The sequence below is a fragment of the Nonomuraea sp. ZG12 genome (assembly GCF_052068115.1).
Classification (GTDB): Bacteria; Actinomycetota; Actinomycetes; order Streptosporangiales; family Streptosporangiaceae; genus Nonomuraea.
Genome location: NZ_JBQHCW010000018.1, coordinates 109,565 through 126,078 on the forward strand (window position 1 = coordinate 109,565; position 16,514 = coordinate 126,078).

Annotated in this window: 17 protein-coding genes; 5 read left to right on the forward strand and 12 right to left on the reverse strand. The window is 70.5% G+C overall.

Annotated features, from left to right (window positions below):
* Window positions 1–2: 2 nt before the first annotated feature.
* The gene (locus ACTMTF_RS35205) at window positions 3–572 is read right to left on the reverse strand and encodes a TetR/AcrR family transcriptional regulator (RefSeq protein ID WP_441114556.1); all 570 of its coding nucleotides are present in this window, start codon (window positions 570–572) and stop codon (window positions 3–5) included.
* A 74-nt stretch (window positions 573–646) separates the two neighbouring features.
* Between ACTMTF_RS35205 and ACTMTF_RS35210 the strand changes: the two genes are divergently transcribed.
* On the forward strand, window positions 647–1,216 hold the full coding sequence (locus tag ACTMTF_RS35210) for a dihydrofolate reductase family protein (protein WP_441114557.1): 570 nt from the start codon (window positions 647–649) through the stop codon (window positions 1,214–1,216).
* On the opposite strand, the gene ACTMTF_RS35215 is transcribed toward ACTMTF_RS35210, so the two are convergent.
* The 3 genes from ACTMTF_RS35215 to guaB form a co-directional block, all read right to left on the reverse strand.
* Window positions 1,217–1,900 carry an SDR family oxidoreductase gene (locus tag ACTMTF_RS35215; RefSeq protein ID WP_441114558.1) on the reverse strand — a complete coding sequence of 228 codons (684 nt, stop codon included), beginning with the start codon at window positions 1,898–1,900 and terminating at the stop codon, window positions 1,217–1,219.
* A 130-nt stretch (window positions 1,901–2,030) separates the two neighbouring features.
* Entirely contained in the window at window positions 2,031–3,152 is a 1,122-nt protein-coding gene (locus ACTMTF_RS35220) for a GuaB3 family IMP dehydrogenase-related protein (RefSeq protein ID WP_397007958.1), read from the reverse strand.
* 3 nt (window positions 3,153–3,155) lie between these two features.
* Window positions 3,156–4,637 (reverse strand): IMP dehydrogenase, encoded by a 1,482-nt coding sequence (gene guaB / locus ACTMTF_RS35225; protein ID WP_397007956.1) that lies wholly within the window; start codon window positions 4,635–4,637, stop codon window positions 3,156–3,158.
* Between the two features lie 414 nt (window positions 4,638–5,051).
* On the opposite strand from guaB, the gene ACTMTF_RS35230 reads away from it, so the two are divergent.
* Together ACTMTF_RS35230 and ACTMTF_RS35235 are read left to right on the forward strand one after the other, a co-directional pair.
* A complete protein-coding gene (locus ACTMTF_RS35230) occupies window positions 5,052–6,074 on the forward strand; it encodes a LuxR C-terminal-related transcriptional regulator (RefSeq protein ID WP_441114559.1) in 1,023 nt (340 codons plus the stop codon).
* Window positions 6,075–6,110: 36 nt separating this feature from the next.
* Window positions 6,111–6,488 (forward strand): DUF5319 family protein, encoded by a 378-nt coding sequence (locus ACTMTF_RS35235; RefSeq protein ID WP_397007952.1) that lies wholly within the window; start codon window positions 6,111–6,113, stop codon window positions 6,486–6,488.
* On the opposite strand, the gene ACTMTF_RS35240 is transcribed toward ACTMTF_RS35235, so the two are convergent.
* The 4 genes from ACTMTF_RS35240 to groES all read right to left on the reverse strand — a co-directional run bounded on the left by ACTMTF_RS35240 (window position 6,449) and on the right by groES (window position 10,018).
* On the reverse strand, window positions 6,449–6,685 hold the full coding sequence (locus ACTMTF_RS35240; protein ID WP_441114560.1) for a hypothetical protein: 237 nt from the start codon (window positions 6,683–6,685) through the stop codon (window positions 6,449–6,451). The two genes, ACTMTF_RS35235 and ACTMTF_RS35240, sit on opposite strands and share 40 nt — an antisense overlap.
* Window positions 6,682–7,317 (reverse strand): sigma-70 family RNA polymerase sigma factor, encoded by a 636-nt coding sequence (locus ACTMTF_RS35245; RefSeq protein WP_189141441.1) that lies wholly within the window; start codon window positions 7,315–7,317, stop codon window positions 6,682–6,684. The genes ACTMTF_RS35240 and ACTMTF_RS35245 overlap by 4 nt, the downstream gene beginning before the upstream one ends.
* Before the next feature lie 697 nt (window positions 7,318–8,014).
* Window positions 8,015–9,634, reverse strand: coding sequence for a chaperonin GroEL (gene groL / locus ACTMTF_RS35250; RefSeq protein WP_441114561.1), 1,620 nt, complete (start codon window positions 9,632–9,634; stop codon window positions 8,015–8,017).
* A 72-nt stretch (window positions 9,635–9,706) separates the two neighbouring features.
* Window positions 9,707–10,018: a co-chaperone GroES gene (gene groES / locus ACTMTF_RS35255; RefSeq protein ID WP_043623565.1), complete on the reverse strand. Its 312-nt coding sequence runs from the start codon at window positions 10,016–10,018 to the stop codon at window positions 9,707–9,709.
* A 350-nt stretch (window positions 10,019–10,368) separates the two neighbouring features.
* On the opposite strand from groES, the gene ACTMTF_RS35260 reads away from it, so the two are divergent.
* Both ACTMTF_RS35260 and ACTMTF_RS35265 read left to right on the forward strand, forming a co-directional pair.
* Window positions 10,369–11,598, forward strand: a complete 1,230-nt coding sequence (locus tag ACTMTF_RS35260) for a class I SAM-dependent methyltransferase (RefSeq protein WP_441114562.1) — start codon at window positions 10,369–10,371, stop codon at window positions 11,596–11,598.
* A gap of 186 nt (window positions 11,599–11,784) precedes the next feature.
* Entirely contained in the window at window positions 11,785–13,389 is a 1,605-nt protein-coding gene (locus ACTMTF_RS35265) for a hypothetical protein (protein WP_441114563.1), read from the forward strand.
* A gap of 47 nt (window positions 13,390–13,436) precedes the next feature.
* Here ACTMTF_RS35265 and tsaD read toward each other — a convergent pair whose 3' ends face one another.
* From tsaD to ACTMTF_RS35285, 4 genes are read right to left on the reverse strand one after another with little or no spacing between them, the layout of a single operon-like run.
* The gene (gene tsaD / locus ACTMTF_RS35270; protein WP_397007942.1) at window positions 13,437–14,468 is read right to left on the reverse strand and encodes a tRNA (adenosine(37)-N6)-threonylcarbamoyltransferase complex transferase subunit TsaD; all 1,032 of its coding nucleotides are present in this window, start codon (window positions 14,466–14,468) and stop codon (window positions 13,437–13,439) included.
* A complete protein-coding gene (rimI, locus tag ACTMTF_RS35275) occupies window positions 14,461–14,892 on the reverse strand; it encodes a ribosomal protein S18-alanine N-acetyltransferase (RefSeq protein WP_441114587.1) in 432 nt (143 codons plus the stop codon). Before rimI ends, tsaD begins: the two co-directional genes overlap by 8 nt.
* Window positions 14,893–14,903: 11 nt before the next feature.
* Window positions 14,904–15,548: a tRNA (adenosine(37)-N6)-threonylcarbamoyltransferase complex dimerization subunit type 1 TsaB gene (gene tsaB, locus ACTMTF_RS35280; protein WP_441114564.1), complete on the reverse strand. Its 645-nt coding sequence runs from the start codon at window positions 15,546–15,548 to the stop codon at window positions 14,904–14,906.
* 27 nt (window positions 15,549–15,575) lie between these two features.
* Window positions 15,576–16,505 (reverse strand): phosphotransferase, encoded by a 930-nt coding sequence (locus tag ACTMTF_RS35285; RefSeq protein ID WP_441114565.1) that lies wholly within the window; start codon window positions 16,503–16,505, stop codon window positions 15,576–15,578.
* Between the last annotated feature and the right edge of the window lie 9 nt (window positions 16,506–16,514).

Sequence of the window (16,514 nt, forward strand, 5' to 3'; positions counted from 1 at the left end):
TGTTAGGCGAGCAGGCGGTCCACGGCGCTCGCGACCAGGCCGTGGATCTCCTCCTCCGTGAAGATGTCGGGCAGGGTGAGGCGCTCGACGATCAGCCAGTTGAGCGCCGCGTAGAGCAGCAGGACGGTCGTGGTGTCGCCGGGCAGGCCCGACTCCAGGTGGTGGCTGACGTTCGCGTCGAGGTCCGCGCGGATCCGCTGGGTGAGCACGGCCCGCAGCTCCGGCCGTCTGGTCGCCTCCAGCCGCAGCTCCAGCAGGGCCAGATAGCCGGAGCGGAAGGCGGAGACCCGGTCGACGATCTCCCGCATGAGCGCCAGCAACCGGTCCCGGTCGCGCGGCCCCTCCATGCTCAGCGCGAACGTGCGCGCGTCGGGTTGTAGCCGCTCGTAGATTCTGCTTCCCACCTGGGTGAAAAGCTCGTCACGGTTGGCGAAGTAGTTGGTGGCGGTGCCGACGGGCACCTTCGCCGCCGCGTCCACGGCCCTGAACGTCAGCCCGCGCGCCCCCTGCTCGGCCAGCACCTCGATGGCGGCGTCGATCAGTGCCGCCCGCCTGGCCACGTTCTGTCGCACCACTTGACACCACTCCAGATGTAGTACTACGTTCTAACCACTTCAGCTATAGTACTTTATGAGGAGTGATCAGGTTGCGAAAGCTTGTCTACTATGTCGCCGTCTCCATCGACGGTTACATCGCCGGCCCCGGCGGCGAGTTCGACTTCTACCCGGTGGCCGACGACCTGGCCGCCTACCTGAACGACCGGCACCCCGAGACCATCCCCACCCACATGCGGGCCCAGATCGGCCTGGACGTGCCCAACAAGCGCTTCGACACCGTCCTCATGGGCCGCGGCACCTACCAGCCCGCCCACGACATCGGAGTCACCAGCCCGTACGCCCACCTGCGCCAGTACGTGATCTCCAGCACCATGCCCGAGGCCACCGATCCGGCGGTCGAGCTCGTCCCCGGCGACCCGATCGGCCTGGTCCAGCGCCTGAAGAAGGAGGACGGCATGGACATCTGGCTCTGCGGCGGCGGCAAGCTGGCCAACTCCCTCCTGCCGGAGATCGACGAGCTGATCGTCAAGAGCTACCCGGTGGTGGCGGGCTCGGGCATTCCCGTCTTCGACGGCGACTTCCGCCCCACGTCCTTCGCCATCACCGGGACCCGCACCTTCAGCAACGGCACGGTCCTCCTGGAGTACGTCCGCGGCTGATCACCACGGCAGCGCCCTCCCATCACGGAAGAACCCGCCCGTGGGACCGCCGTCCGGCAGCTCGACCGCCCACAGCACGCTCCGCGCCCCCTCGGCCACCGGCCGGCCACCCGGCCCGCCCATGTCCGTGGCCACCCACCCGGGGCAGACGGCGTTGACCAGGACGCCATCCGGGCGCAGCTCGGCGGCCAGCATCCTGGTCAGCGCGTTCAGGGACGTCTTGGAGACCGCGTAGGCCGGGGTCCCGCCGCCCATGCCCGCCAGGGATCCCAGCTCGCTGGAGACGTTCACCACCCGGCCGTGGCCGCTCTCGCGCAGCAGCGGGAGCAGCGCCAGCGTCACCCGCCAGGCTCCCAGCAGGTTGGTCTCCAGCGCCTCCCGGACCACGTCCAGATCCGCGCTCTCGGCCCACTGCCAGGTGTCGTAGTGGACGGCGGCGTTGTTCACCAGCACGTCCAGCCGCCCGAGCCGCTTGCCCACCTCCCGGGCGAGCGCGTCCACCGACGCCTGGTCGGTGACGTCCAGGCGCATCGGCACGGCCCCCGGCAGGCCTGCCACCGCCCGCTCCGCCTTGCCCATGTCCCTGGCGGTCAGCACGACCGTGTCGCCCGCCTGGCAGAGCTGCCTCACCAGCTCGTGCCCGATCCCCCGATTGGCGCCTGTCACCAGGCAGACTCGATCCACCCCAGGCCCCCTTTCCCTCGCACACCCTACGTACCCAGACCTGACGGAAGCTTCGGGACGGGGGTGGGGTGGGGCCGTACAGGCGTGCGAAAGGCGCGCCACGGCGGTGGCGCGCCTTTCCGGGAGGGGGTCAGCGCTGGGTCGGCGCGACGACGACCTCGACGCGCTGGAACTCCTTGATGTCGGAGTAGCCCGTGGACGCCATGGTGCGCTTGAGCGCGCCCATGAGGTTCATCGAGCCGTCGGCGACGCTGGAGGGGCCGTGCAGGATCTGCTCCAGCGGGCCGACCGTGCCGAACTCCACCCGGCGCCCGCGCGGCAGGTCGGGGTGGTGGGCCTCGGAGCCCCAGTGGAAGCCGCGGCCCGGCGCCTCGGCGGCCCTGGCCAGCGGGGAGCCGACCATGACGGCGTCCGCGCCGCAGGCGATGGCCTTGGCGATGTCGCCGGAGGTGCCCATGCCGCCGTCGGCGATCACGTGCACGTAGCGGCCACCGGACTCGTCCATGTAGTCGCGGCGGGCCGCGGCCACGTCGGAGATGGCCGTGGCCATCGGCACGGCGACGCCCAGGACGTTGCGGGTGGTGTGGGAGGCGCCGCCGCCGAAGCCGACCAGCACGCCCGCCGCGCCGGTGCGCATCAGGTGGAGCGCCGCGGTGTGCGTGGCGCAGCCGCCGACGATCACCGGCACGTCCAGCTCGTAGATGAACTGCTTGAGGTTGAGCGGCTCGGCCCGGCCGGAGACGTGCTCGGCCGAGACGGTGGTGCCGCGGATGACGAAGATGTCCACGCCCGCGTCGATGACCGCCTTGTGGTACTGGACGGTGCGCTGCGGTGACAGCCGCACGGCGGTGGTCACGCCGGACGCGCGGATCTCCTCGATGCGACGCCCGATCAGCTCTTCCTTGATCGGCGCGGCGTAGATCTCCTGGAGTCTCCTGGTCGCCGCCTCGGTGTCGAGCGACGCGCACTCCTCCAGCAGCGACGACGGGTCGTCGTACCGGGTCCAGAGACCTTCAAGGTCGAGCGGCGCGAGACCGCCGAGCCGGCCGATCTCGATCGCGGTGGCGGGCGAGACGACGCTGTCCATGGGCGCGACGATCACGGGCAGCTCGAACCGGTAGGCGTCGATCTGCCAGGCGATCGAGACCTCTTCCGGATCGCGGGTACGCCGCGAGGGCACGAGGCCGATCTCGTCGAGCGAGTAGGCGCGGCGGCCGGACTTGCCCCGGCCGATCTCCACCTGCTGAGTCATGGATTACCTTCTGTGATAGTTCGGAGCTTCCACGGTCATCTGGATGTCGTGGGGGTGGCTCTCCTTGAGGCCCGCCATCGTGATGGGCATGAGCTCGCAGTCGGTGTGCATCTGGGCGATGGTGCGACACCCGGCGTACCACATGCCCTGACGCAGGCCGCCGACGAGCTGGTGGGAGACGGCGGAGACCGGGCCGCGGTAGGGGACCTGGCCTTCGATGCCCTCGGGGATGAACTTGTCCTCGCCGCCGACCTCGGCCTGGGCGTAACGGTCCTTGCTGAAGGAGGTGCCGCCGCGCTCGCGGTTGCGCACCGCGCCGAGCGACCCCATGCCCCGGTAGGACTTGAACTGCTTGCCGTTGATGAAGATCAGCTCACCGGGCGACTCCTCGCAGCCGGCCAGCAGCGAGCCGAGCATGACCGTGTCGGCGCCCGCGGCGATGGCCTTGACGATGTCGCCGGAATACTGCAGGCCGCCGTCGCCGATCACCGGGACCCCGGCGGGCGCGCAGGCGCGCGAGGCCTCGTAGATGGCGGTGACCTGCGGCGCGCCCACCCCGGCCACCACGCGGGTGGTGCAGATGGAGCCGGGTCCGACGCCGACCTTGACCGCGTCGGCGCCCGCGTCGACGAGCATCTGCGCGCCGGCCCTGGTGGCGATGTTGCCGCCGATGACGTCGACCTTGCTGTTGGCCTTGACCTGGCCGATCATGTCGGCGAGCCCCTTGGAGTGGCCGTGCGCGACGTCGACGACAATCACGTCCACACCGGCCTCGATGAGCGCCTTGGCGCGCACCTCGGCGTCGCCTCCGACGCCGACCGCGGCGCCGACCACCAGGCGGCCGTCGGCGTCCTTGGTGGCCAGCGGATATTGCTCGCTCTTGGTGAAGTCTTTGACCGTGATGAGGCCGCGCAGCCTGCCGTCGGGGTCGACCAGGGGCAGCTTCTCGATCTTGTTCTGCCGGAGGAGGGAGTAGGCGTCGTCACGCGAGACCCCCACGGGGGCGGTGACGAGCGGCATCTTCGTCATGACCTCGCGCACCGGCCGCGCCTGGTCCGTCTCGAAGCGCATGTCGCGATTGGTGACGATGCCGACGAGGATGCCGGACGCGTCGGTGACCGGCACACCCGAGATCCGGTACGTCGCGCAGAGCCGCTCGACGTCGGCCAGCGTGTCGTCGGGGCTGCAGGTCACCGGGTTGGTCACCATGCCCGCCTCGGACCGCTTGACCAGGTCGACCTGCTGCGCCTGCTCCTCGACCGACAGGTTGCGGTGCAGGATGCCGATGCCGCCCTGCCTGGCCATGGAGACCGCCATCCGGGCCTCGGTCACGGTGTCCATGGCCGCCGAGACCAGCGGGATGGACAAAGTGATGCCGCGTGACAGACGGGTGCGGGTGTCGGCGTCACCTGGCTGCAGGTCTGAATACGCCGGCACGAGCAGCACGTCGTCGAAGGTCAGACCTGTCGCGGTGAACTTGGACATGCTGCGGCCCCTCCCGCCGATGCGCTGAATGAGCCAAGTCTAGGGCCTGCGTCCAAACGCATGTGATGCCGGGAGGACGATGACCCCCACGGCCCGTCGTACTCCCGGCATCGTCACGCGCCGGAAGGTGGGACGGTCGGTGTCACCGTCCCACCTCCGGCCACCGGCACCGGGCCGAGCACGCGCCTCACGCCACCGAACCCCCCTCCGCGTCCTGATGGCCGGCGCTGCCCGGCCCCTCGGGGTGCCGACGCAGAGTTAAGCCTGAGTTACGCAACGGCACAGCGCAACGTGAAAACGTGCAATTGCACTAAGCTGCACGCCGTACCGATGAGTCCCTCGCAAGGAGCGGACAAGTGGGAAATGCCGGGTTATTCTCGCGGCACGCCTGTCCCCCCAACGGAGCCCGACACCATGCGCAGCGAGCATCAGACCATGCCCGAGCCGCTTGAGACGCTGGGCCTGGGCCCCACTCAGACGGCCCTCTACGCAGCCGTGCTGCGCCTGCACCGGGCCACCAGCAGCGAGCTCGCCGCGGCCATGGACGATCCGGTAGAGAAGGTCGGCAGGGAGCTCGACGATCTCGTCAGGCTCGGCGTGGTGGACGAGGAGTCGGGCGAGTACCTCGCCAGGCATCCGGCGGCGGCGCTCGGCCGGCTGATCGCCGAGCGGCTCGACCGCCTCGCCGAGGAGAGCCGCCGGATCGACTCCGCGCTCGGCTCGATCCGGGGCCTGATCCGCGACTACGACGCCGGTCGCGACTACCAGAGCGGCCCCTTTCCCGTGGAGCTGGTCAGCGGGGCCGACGTGCTGTACGAGAGCGTCGTGGGCATGGCGGTGCAGGCGCCGCCGATGACGCTGCTGAGCGCCATCCCGGACGAGCGAACCATGATCGACTTCGCCCGCAAGTACGCCGACACGTGGATCAACGCTCAGCGGCAGGGGCTGCTGCTCGTGCGGGTGGTCATCCCGGTCGGCACCCTGGTGCTCCCCGGCGTACGCGACCAGCTCACCCGCATGATCGAGGCGGGCGGCCAGGTGCGCACGCTCGACCAGGTGCCGAGCTGGTTCGTCGCGGCGGGCCCGGACGCGGCCGGCCTGCCCGCCCTGTGGGGCGGCAACCTGCCCGACCACGCCTACAACTTCTATCTGATGCGCACCCCCATCGTGGTGGGCATGCTGCACTCCCTGTTCGACGAGCTGTGGGGGCGCGCCATGCCCCTGCCGTGGCTGCCGTCGGGCCGCGAGGGCGGCGGCATGGTGCAGGTGCTGCGACTGGCCGCACAGGGCATGTGCGACGAATCCATCGCACGCCACCTCGGCGTGTCGGTCCGTACGGTGCGCGCGCGGTTCGCCGACGCCATGTCCGAACTGGGCGCTCAATCACGCTTTCACGCAGGTGTGGAGGCCGCCAGGCGCGGCTGGCTGCGTCAATGACCGCCGCCGGCACCGCTTCGGTCATATGGTGGGAAGGTGCTGGAAGACGTCCCCCGCGACCCGTTCGCGGACGACCCTGACGACCCGTCCTCGGCGATGGGCGAGCTCGACGACACCGAGCCTCTCACCGCCGCCGAGCGGGACGAGGCGGTCACCGACCTGGCGGACGTCGAGGTCTTTCGCTCGGTGCTGGAGCCGCAGGGGGTCCTCGGCCTCGTGCTCGACTGCCCCGAATGCGGTGAGCAGCATTTCTTCGACTGGGACCTGCTGCGCGGCAACCTGCGCCAGATGATCGAGCTCGGCCGGCCCCAGGTGCACGAGCCGGCGTACTTCCCGGACCCGGACGAATATGTCAGCTGGGAGTACGCCAGAGGCTACGTCGACGGCGTCATCGACACCGAAGAGCGCCGCTGACCGACCGCGTCCTCAGCGCACCCCGGACCGACCACGTCGCCGGAGCGCCCCTGATGGACCCGGTCACCGGAGCCCCGCTGATCGACCACGTCGCCGCGCAGGACGGCGAGCACCCGAGCCGCGGGATCCCGGCAGTCGGGTGACTCCCCCGCGGCGAGCGCGTCGAGCAGCGCGTCGCTCTCTTCCTCTGGCGTCAAGCCGACTCCAGCTCGGCCATCTGCCTCAGCCTGGCCAGCGCCCGATGCTGGGCGACCCGGACGGCACCTGGTGACATGCCGAGTACATTACCCGTCTCCTCCGCCGACAGGCCCGACACCACCCGCAAGAGCAGCAACTCCCGCTGATTCGGCGGCAGCCGGGCGAGCAGCCGGCGCGCGTGCTCCACCTCGATGTAGCGGACCACCGTCTCCTCCGGCCCCGGCCCGTCGTCGGGCCCGTCCGGAAGATCCTGAGTGGGTACGGCCGAGCGCACGGAACTGCGCAACGCGTCGGCCACCTTGTGCGAGGCGATCCCGAACACGAAGGACGCGAAGGGCCTCCCCATGTCCCTGTAACGCGGCAGCGCGGACAGGACCGCGATGCACACCTCCTGGGCGACGTCATCGGCAATGTGATATTGCCCGGTAACGCGGCCCAGCCTGGCGCGGCAATACCGCACCACCATCGGACGCAACTCGCCGAGCAAGGATTCGATCGCACTGCGATCCCCCTGCACAGCGAGGCTCGTTAGTTCCCTAAGGTCGGAGTCATCCGTCCGTGCCGGAAGTCTCGACGCGAGCCTTACCCCAATTTTGGCGTCGGCGACGCTTCCCTCGCTCACGTTAGGCATGATGCCCGCACTGATCCGGCCTGTCGTCATCGCGAACGGCTACGGATTGGTCACATTGAAGAGACGATAACCGTCAGTAATCGCACGACAACACTAAGCCTTTCTACCTGGCAAGATATTTCACCTCATAACCCGAAATGCACGACATTCGTCAGATGCAGACGCTTAACACCTACTTCAGGTTTACTCCAATAAACCCGCATTCTTTCCCCAAGTTCCCCCACAACACAACAACCTGCGCTACATGACATACCGCCCTCCGACCGGCCGGTGTCCGGCTCCGGTACTGACTCCGGCTCCAGCCCCTCAGGGCGCGCCCTCGCGGCCCACAGACCCGCTCACCCGGCAGAGACCACACGAGTGCCTGTCCCGGACCACCGAACCAGGCCGGGCACCCCAGGCGCGGGACGAGCGCGCCACCGACGACTCACTCACCGCAGGAACTCGTACCGCCATGCGGTGAGGCCAGTGGCTGTAGAAACACGTACGGCCCGCACCGAGGGATCGGAGCGAGCCGTACGCGGTGCAGGCAAGGCCGGTCACCGCGGAAACGCGTACGGCCCGCGTCCAGAGCTCGGAGCTGGCCGTGCGGCGGTGCGGCGGTTCAGGCCGGGCCCGTCACCGCGGGAACGCGTGCGGAAACGCGTACGGCCCGCGCCGACGTATCGGTACGGGCCGTGCGGTGGTGCGGGTGGGGCTAGTGGCCGTGGCCGTGGCCGTGGCCCTGGCCGGCGGAGGCCTCCTCATCCTCGGGCTTGTCCACCACGAGAACCTCGGTGGTGAGCAGCATGCCCGCGATGGAGGCGGCGTTCTGGACGGCCGAGCGGGTGACCTTGACCGGGTCGATGACGCCCTGCGAGAGCAGGTCGCCGTACTCGCCGGTGGCGGCGTTGAGGCCGTGACCGGGCTTGAGCTCGGCGATCTTGTGCGTGACGACGTAACCCTCAAGGCCGGCGTTCTCGGCGATCCAGCGGGACGGCTCGACCAGCGAGCGGCGCACGATGGCGACACCGGTGGCCTCGTCGCCCGTGAGGCCGAGGTCGTCGAGCTCCTTGGAGACGTGGATCAGCGCGGAGCCACCGCCGGAGACGATGCCCTCCTCGATCGCGGCGCGCGTCGCGGAGATCGCGTCCTCGAGGCGGTGCTTCTTCTCCTTGAGCTCCACCTCGGTGGCCGCGCCGACACGCAGCACGCACACACCGCCGGCGAGCTTGGCCAGGCGCTCCTGGAGCTTCTCGCGGTCCCAGTCGGAGTCCGACTGCTCGATCGCGAGCTTGATCTCCTTGACCCGGTCCTCGATGGCCTTGGCGTCACCGGCGCCGTCGACGATGGTCGTGGCGTCCTTGGTGACGACGATGCGACGGGCGGTGCCGAGCACCTCCAGACCGACGTTCTCCAGCTTGAGGCCGATCTCCTCGCTGACGACCTGGCCACCCGTGAGGATGGCGATGTCCTGCAGCATCGCCTTGCGGCGGTCGCCGAAGCCGGGGGCCTTGACGGCGACAGAGGTGAAGGTGCCGCGGATCTTGTTGGTGACCAGAACGGCCAGGGCCTCGCCCTCGACGTCCTCGGCGACCACCAGCAGCGGCTTCTTGCTCTGCGCGATCTGCTCCAGCAGCGGCAGGAAGTCCGCGATGGAGGAGACCTTGCCCTGGGTGAGCAGGATGTAGGCGTCCTCCAGGACGGCCTCCATGCGCTCGGAGTCCGTGACCATGTAGGCCGACAGGTAGCCCTTGTCGAACTGCAGGCCCTCGGTGAACTCGAGCTCCATGCCCATGGCGTTGGACTCTTCGACGGTGAGCACACCGTCCTTGCCCACCTTGTCGAACGCCTCGGCGATCAGCTCGCCGATCTGGGCGTCCTGCGCGGAGATCGTCGCGACATTGGCGATCTCCTTCTTGTCCTCGACCGGACGGGCGCTGGCGAGCAGCTTGTCGCTGACGGCCCTGGCGGCCTGGTCGATGCCGCGCTTGAGCGACAGCGGCGAGGCGCCGGCGGCCACGTTGCGCAGGCCCTCGCGGACCATCGCCTGGGCCAGGACGGTCGCGGTGGTGGTGCCGTCACCTGCGACGTCGTTGGTCTTGGTGGCAACTTCCTTGGCGAGCTGGGCGCCGAGGTTCTCGTAACGCTCCTCCAGCTCGATCTCACGAGCGATGGTCACGCCGTCGTTCGTGATCGTCGGTGCACCGAACTTCTTGTCGATGACGACGTTGCGGCCACGGGGGCCGAGGGTAACCTTTACGGCGTCCGCGAGGGCGTTGACGCCGCGCTCAAGCGCGCGGCGGGCGTTCTCGTCGAATTCCAGGATCTTCGCCATTTTGCTGAGAGTCCTCTCCTGGCGTCGAAGGCCCCGAACGCGGTATGCGCCCGGGGCCCCGACACAACCGGCTTACTTCTCGATGATCGCGAGAACGTCGCGGGCGGAGAGCACGAGGTACTCCTCGCCGCCGTACTTGACCTCGGTGCCGCCGTACTTGCTGTAGAGGACGATGTCGCCCTCACTGACGTCGAGCGGAATCCGCTTGTCGCCGTCCTCATCCCAGTTGCCGGGACCCACCGCGAGGACCTTGCCCTCTTGCGGCTTCTCCTTGGCGGTGTCCGGGATGACCAGACCGGAAGCGGTGGTCTGCTCTGCCTCAAGCGGCTGAACCACAATGCGGTCGCCGAGCGGCTTAACGGGAACCTTGGTGGCGGTCGTCACGATCGGACCTCCCCTTCAGATTTGAATGATCTAGAAGAGGCGACCAGCGGGGCCTGCCGTCGCGGGTGCCAGACCTGCCTCGTCGCACATTGGCACTCTCAAGGGGAGAGTGCCAACAGGAAACATATGCAAGAGGGGCTTGACAGTCAACACGAACTCGTCTGCTGAGAGCGATCAGGGACCCAAGTCTTCCCCGAGGTGACCCCAGGTTGGCGCACTGCCTGGAGTCCCAGCCTAGGGGCATTCGGGACGATCCCCCCGCACGTCACGTCGGCGCGCCGCACCGGCTCGCGACCTCCAGGAAGTACGGCGGACCGGCGGGTCCGGTGCGGGCGCTAACGTCGTATGTCGTGGACCTTGAGGCCTTTCGTGAGCTGCTGACGCCGCGCGGCCTGCGGGCGCTCGGCGAGGCCGAGGAGCTCGTGGGCGCCGACCCGGTCGTGGCCGCCACGAAGCTGCGCAGGACCTACGACGCCGCCCTCACCTCGGCCGCGCTCACCCAGGCCGGGCTCAGGGACCGGGCGAGGGCGAAGTTCGGCGCGGACGCGGCGCGGATGTACTTCACGCCGCACGGCCTGGAGCAGGCGACCCGCGCCGAGGTGGCCGAGCACCGCGCCCGCCGCCTGGCCGCCGGGACCGGCCTGCGGGTGGTGGACGCGTGCTGCGGCATCGGCGGCGACCTGGTGGCGCTGGCCCGCGCGGGCTGCACCGTGGACGCGGTGGACACCGACCCGCTGACCGTCGCCGTCGCCACGGCGAACGCCGAGGCGCTCGGCCTCGCCGACCGGGTCACGGTCACCCTGGCCGACGCCGCGTCGATTACGCCAGAGGCGTACGACGTGCTGTTCGCCGACCCCGCGCGCCGCACCTCCAGGGGCAGGACGTTCGACCCCCTGGCCTACTCCCCGCCCTGGCCGGTGGTGCTGGATCTGGTGTCCAGGTCGCGGCGCGCCTGCCTCAAGGCGGCCCCGGGGATCCCGTACGAGTTCATCCCCGATGACGCCGAGGCCGAGTGGGTGTCGTACCGGGGCGAGGTCAAGGAGGCCACCCTCTGGGTCGGCCGTCCGGCCGACGCGGCCGAGCGGACGGGCGGGAGCGGGACGGGCGAGAGCGAGGCGGGTGAGGAGCGGATCGGCAGGCGGGCCACGTTGCTGCCCGGCCCGCACAGCCTGGCCGCCACCGGCGTACGGGCGTCCACGGGACCGGTCGGGCGTTATGTGTACGAGCCCGACGGAGCCGCCATCCGCGCGCATCTCGTCGGCGAGGTGGCCGAGCTGGTGCACGGCCGGCTCCCCGACCCGATGATCGCCTACATCTCCGGCGACGAGCCGATCGACACCCCCTGGGCCGCGAGGTACGCAGTCGACGAGGTGCTGCCCTTCTCACTCAAACGCCTCCGCACCGCACTCCGCGACCGCCAAATCGGAAATGTCACCATCAAAAAGCGCGGCTCGGCGGTAGATATCGAGCGCCTGCGCCGCGACCTCCGACTTTCCGGCGATAAATCCACCGTAATCATCCTGACCAGGATTATGGACCGGCCGTCAGTCATCATCTGTGACCCCACCCCACCTGCATAAATGACAAAGCAGGGCGATTCATCGATAAGCACGACGTTCTCTCTCGCCCCTGACGGACCTTGATCGAAAGGCTATGGTGGCGGGCGGGAGTTCTCCCCCTATCGCGGTGAGCCGTGTTCTCCTTCTTCCATTTCGCAAACCGGACTCGCTACGCGGCAGACCGTCGACGAGCGAAGGAGCCTTTCGGTGGATCATTCGAACCACACCACCCTTCTGCAAGCAGGCGGCCAGACCGCCATCTCCGACAGGATGCGGGAGCTGCTGGCGCGTGCCGCGCAGGATCACGTGTACGAGCAGCGCACGCAGGGAGCCGTCCTCGACGAGATCCGCCAGCGGCTTGAGGGGATGGAGTGGCTTCTTCGCGAGGTGCGCGAGCGCGAGCTGGGAGGTCTCAGCGGCACCCTTGAGACGGTGAGCGGACGCCTCGACGACATCGCCGCCAAGCCGCCGATGTGGGCCGAAGGACTGGCCCAGCACGTCGAGGCGGTGCGCGACCACGTCGACGCCGTCGGCGAACAGGTCGACGGCGTCGACTCCCGGGTGGAGTCGGTGCACGAGCGCGTGCACCCGGTCCTGGAGCTGCCGAAGCTGCGCGCCGATCTCAGCGTCGTGAGCGAGGGGGTCGAGGAGACGCTCAGCCGGCTGCAGTCGGTGCTCGAGGTGACCGACGGCATGACCCGGCGGATGGGCGACTTCACCACCAGGCTCGCCCAGGTGAGCGCCGGCATGGAGGTCGCCGCCGGCCGGTTCAACCGGATCGACAAGTCACTGGCGGAGCTCAACGCCCGCACCGACCGCGTCGAGGGGGTGGTGCTGGACCTGTCCGACAGCTTCGACGAGCGGCTGGCCGCGACCGCCGAGCAGCTCACCGCCTCGACGGACCGGGTCAGCGTCAAGGTGGACGCCGTCGAGCAGCGCCTGACCGGCCGCCTGGACGACACCGAGCAGTCCCTCGGCGCCCGGCTCGACGACACCGAGCAGCGCCTCGCCGGCCGCGTGCACGACCTCTCGGGGCGCGTCGACAGCAGGGTCGACAAGGTCGACGGCCGGCTGGTCGCCATCGACTCCCGCCTGACCAGCGTCGACAACCGCTTCGAGAGCGCCGACGAGTCCCTGACCGACCTCGGCACCCGCCTGGCCGGCGTCGACAACCGCTTCGAGAGCGCCGACAGGTCCCTGACCGACCTCGGCACCCGCCTGCAGGGTGTGGACTCGCGGCTGACGTCCGTGGACACCCGGCTCGTCTCCATGAACGACGAGCTGGACGCCCGCCTGGCCGGTCACGACGGGCGCTTCGACGCCCTCGACGAGCACCTGACCGAGACCGCCGCCCGCGACGAGGACCGCTTCAACGGCCTGGACACGCATCTGAAGTCCCTGGACGAGCGGCTGGAGGCGGCCGAGGAACACCTGACCACCCGGGTCGACGGCCTCGACGCCCACCTGACCGGCCTCACCACCCACTCCGAGCAGGTCGGCGAGACGCTGGAATCCGTGGGCCGCCGCATCGGCCAGCTCCCCGAAGCGCTGGCCATCGACGAGCGCCTCGGCGAGCTGCTCGACTCCCACCGGGCCGACCACGCCGAGCGCCTGGCCGAGGCGGCCGCCGCGCTCACCGAGGCGGTCAGCTCCCGCCCGGACCGCGAGGCGCTGGCCGAGACGGTGACCGAGACGGTGACCGGCATCGTCGAGCCCGCCACCGCCGACCTCAACAAGCGCCTCGGCGCCCTGGAGGAGACCATGCTGGCCCTCGCCGAGGCCCTCCTGCGGCCCACCCGCGCCAAGGACTGAGAGCCGCGACGGGCAGACTCAGACGTGGACCGTCGTGATGGGCAGGCTCAGACGTGGACCGTCGTGATGGGCATCGAGGAGTCGGCGGGGATCTCCAGCGACGACGGGGTGACACCGGCCGCCACCAGGTCGGAGCCCAGCGCGGCGACCATGGCGCCGTTGTCGGTGCACAGCCCGGGGCGGGGGACGCGCAGCCGTACGCCGGCCGCGTCGCACCGCTCCTGGGCCAGGGCGCGCAGCCGCGAGTTCGCCGCCACACCGCCACCGATCAGCAGGTCGCCCACGTCGTACTTGCGGCAGGCCTGCAGCGCCTTGCGGGTCAGCACGTCGACCACCGCCTCCTGGAACGAGGCCGCCACGTCCGGCACGTGGATGCGCTCCCCCGCCGACTCGCGCGCCTCCACCCAGCGGGCGACGGCGGTCTTCAGCCCTGAGAAGGAGAAGTCGAGCGTGCCGTCGTCCATCTTGCCCCGGGGGAAGGCGACCGCGGTGCCGGAGCCCGAGGTGGCGGCCTTGTCGATGTAGGGGCCGCCCGGGAACGGCAGCCCGAGCACCCGCGCCACCTTGTCGAACGCCTCCCCCGCCGCGTCGTCCACGGTGGAGCCGAGCGAGATGACGTCCTGGGCCACGTCGGGCACCAGCAGCAGCGAGGAGTGGCCGCCCGACACCAGCAGGGCGATGCACGGCTTGGGCAGCGGCCCGTGCTCCAGCTGGTCCACCGCGACGTGCGCGGCCAGGTGGTTGACGCCGTAGAGGGGGATGCCGAGGCCGAGCGCGTAGGCCTTGGCCGCGGCCACGCCGACCAGCAGCGCGCCGGCCAGCCCCGGCCCGGCGGTGACCGCGATCGCGTCGATGTCGGAGAACTTCAGCCCGGCCTGGGCCAGCGCCGCCTCCACGGTGGGCGTCATCGCCTCCAGGTGGGCTCGCGAGGCCACCTCGGGCACCACGCCGCCGAAGCGGGCGTGCTCGTCCATGCTGGAGGCGATCGTGTTGGCCAGCAGGGTGTGACCGGTGACGATCCCGATGCCGGTCTCGTCGCAGGACGTCTCGATGCCCAGGACCAGCGGTGCGTCAGCCATCCAGCTTTCTCCTCATCATGATCGCATCGGTGCCGTCGTCGTAGTAGCGGCGCCGGACGCCGATCTCCTCGAACCCGAAATGCTGGTAGACGCCACGAGCGACCGGATTGTCCTCCCGGACCTCCAGAAAGACCTCCCGTGCGCCCCGCTCCCGCGCCTCCCGCAGCAGCTCGGCCAGCATCGCGCCGCCGATGCCGGTGCCGCGGTGGGACTCCAGCACCGCGATGGTCTGCACGTCGGCCTGGTCGGCGGCGACGGCCAGCCCCGCGTAGGCGACGATCTCGCTGTCGGCCTCGGCCACCACGTAGTGCCTGGTGCGCGGCTGATCGGCGAGCTCGCCGCGCATCATGCCCTCGCTCCACGCGTCGTACGGGAACGTCGCCCTCTCGATCGCCATCACGACCGGCAGATCGGCCACGGTCATCGGCCGCAGCTTCACGCCGTCACCCTCTTGGGCGCGCCGGGCACGACCGCGTCGGGCCGGCGCAGGTAGACCGGGTGCGGCTGGTCGAGCGGCGTCCCCGCCGCGATGCGCTCGGCCGCGAGCGCGGCCAGGAAGCCGGCGTACGGATAGGCGGGGTCGTGTGCCTGGCCGAGTGTCTCGGGGTAGAGCCCGGCGCCGGCGCCCACCACCGGCAGCCCGTCGACGGGGACGTCGGCGGGCCGGGCGACGGACGGGCCGTCGAGCCTGGTGCGCCGGTCGGCGTAGCGGGCCCAGAACACCTCCTTGCGCCGCGCGTCGGTGGCGACCAGGAACGGCTCGTCCAGGCCGCTGCCGAAGGCGACGGCGTCGAGGGTGCAGATGCCGTAGGCCGGCACGCCGAGCGTGGTGGCCAGGCCCTGCGCGGTCATCAGCCCGACCCGCAGGCCGGTGTAGGGGCCGGGGCCGCTGCCCGCGACCACGGCGGTGACGTCACGCAGCGACACGCCCGCTTCCGCCAGCACCCGCTCGACGGTCGGCGCCAGCAGCTCGCCGTGACGCCGGGCGTCGATCGTGGTGGATTCGGAGAGCACTCGCTCCCCGTCGTGGAGCGCGGCGGTGACGGCGGGGGTAGCGGTATCGAAAGCCAGGACCAGCACGACTGACTAGCCTACCCGCAGCGCAGGTCAGACCCAGCCGGTTCGTCGCCTGAGCCACTCCAGCGCGACGACGCCCTGCGCCCGCTGGAACGCCCTGAGCGTGGGCAGGCCCGGCGGGGGCGGCTGCCGGCCCTGGCTGACGAAATAGCCGGTGAGCGCGGCGATCACCTTGGTGACGCCGGGATCCGGGTCGGAGAAGAGCTCGTGCGGCGGCGGCCCGCCCTGCATGCCGATGGACGGCAGCATGGCCACCACGTCGAACCAGGGCGCGCCCACGCAGGCCCACGGCCAGTCCACGACGTAGACGCGCTCGGGGGTGAGCAGGACGTTGTCGGCCCGCACGTCACCGTGCAAAAGTGTGTCGCCCGCCGCCGCCTCGGCCCAGCCGGACTCCAGCCCGGCCAGCGCGTCAAGGTGGCGCAGCGCCCACGGGTCCAGCCCGGTGGCGTCCCCGGCGCACAGCCCGCGCCAGCCGTGGAAGGAGGCGCCGAACGCCTCCGCGATCGGCGGCGCGTCGATCGGGGACGGCGTCAGCTCGGCGGACATCCGCTCGACCGCCGACCTGACCCGGTCGAGCTCGTCACGGCGCCACGGCAGCGCCGGGTGGCGGCCCTCGACGTCCTCGAACGCCAGCACCACCCAGCCGTCGACCTCGAAGCTGGTGAGCAGGCGGGGAGCCGGGACCGAGGCGGGGAGCGCGGCGGCGATCCGGGCCTCGGCGCGGTAGATGCGGACGGCTTCGGGGTTCGGCTCGGGGCCGACGGCCTTGACGAAGAGCCGGCGTCCGTCGGCCCCGCGCAGCCGCACCGCCGCCGCCGGGGAGAACCCGCCCTGCTGCGTGACCGCCTCGGCCACGGGCCCGCCGAGCAGCTTCTCGACCGCGGCGCGCACGCCCGGGTGCACCTCGGCCCACGGGACTCGGGCTCCCGCCGCGGGCGGGCTGGTGTCGACGCTCATGCACCCCAT

Excerpts from the sequence above, each read along its gene's own strand:
- ACTMTF_RS35220 (WP_397007958.1), bottom strand. The coding sequence starts at position 3,152 with ATGACTCAGCAGGTGGAGATCGGCCGGGGCAAGTCCGGCCGCCGCGCC.
- guaB (WP_397007956.1), bottom strand. The coding sequence starts at position 4,637 with ATGTCCAAGTTCACCGCGACAGGTCTGACCTTCGACGACGTGCTGCTC.
- ACTMTF_RS35230 (WP_441114559.1), top strand. The coding sequence starts at position 5,052 with ATGCGCAGCGAGCATCAGACCATGCCCGAGCCGCTTGAGACGCTGGGC.
- ACTMTF_RS35245 (WP_189141441.1), bottom strand. The coding sequence starts at position 7,317 with ATGCCTAACGTGAGCGAGGGAAGCGTCGCCGACGCCAAAATTGGGGTA.
- groL (WP_441114561.1), bottom strand. The coding sequence starts at position 9,634 with ATGGCGAAGATCCTGGAATTCGACGAGAACGCCCGCCGCGCGCTTGAG.
- tsaD (WP_397007942.1), bottom strand. The coding sequence starts at position 14,468 with ATGGCTGACGCACCGCTGGTCCTGGGCATCGAGACGTCCTGCGACGAG.
- rimI (WP_441114587.1), bottom strand. The coding sequence starts at position 14,892 with ATGACCGTGGCCGATCTGCCGGTCGTGATGGCGATCGAGAGGGCGACG.
- ACTMTF_RS35285 (WP_441114565.1), bottom strand. The coding sequence starts at position 16,505 with ATGAGCGTCGACACCAGCCCGCCCGCGGCGGGAGCCCGAGTCCCGTGG.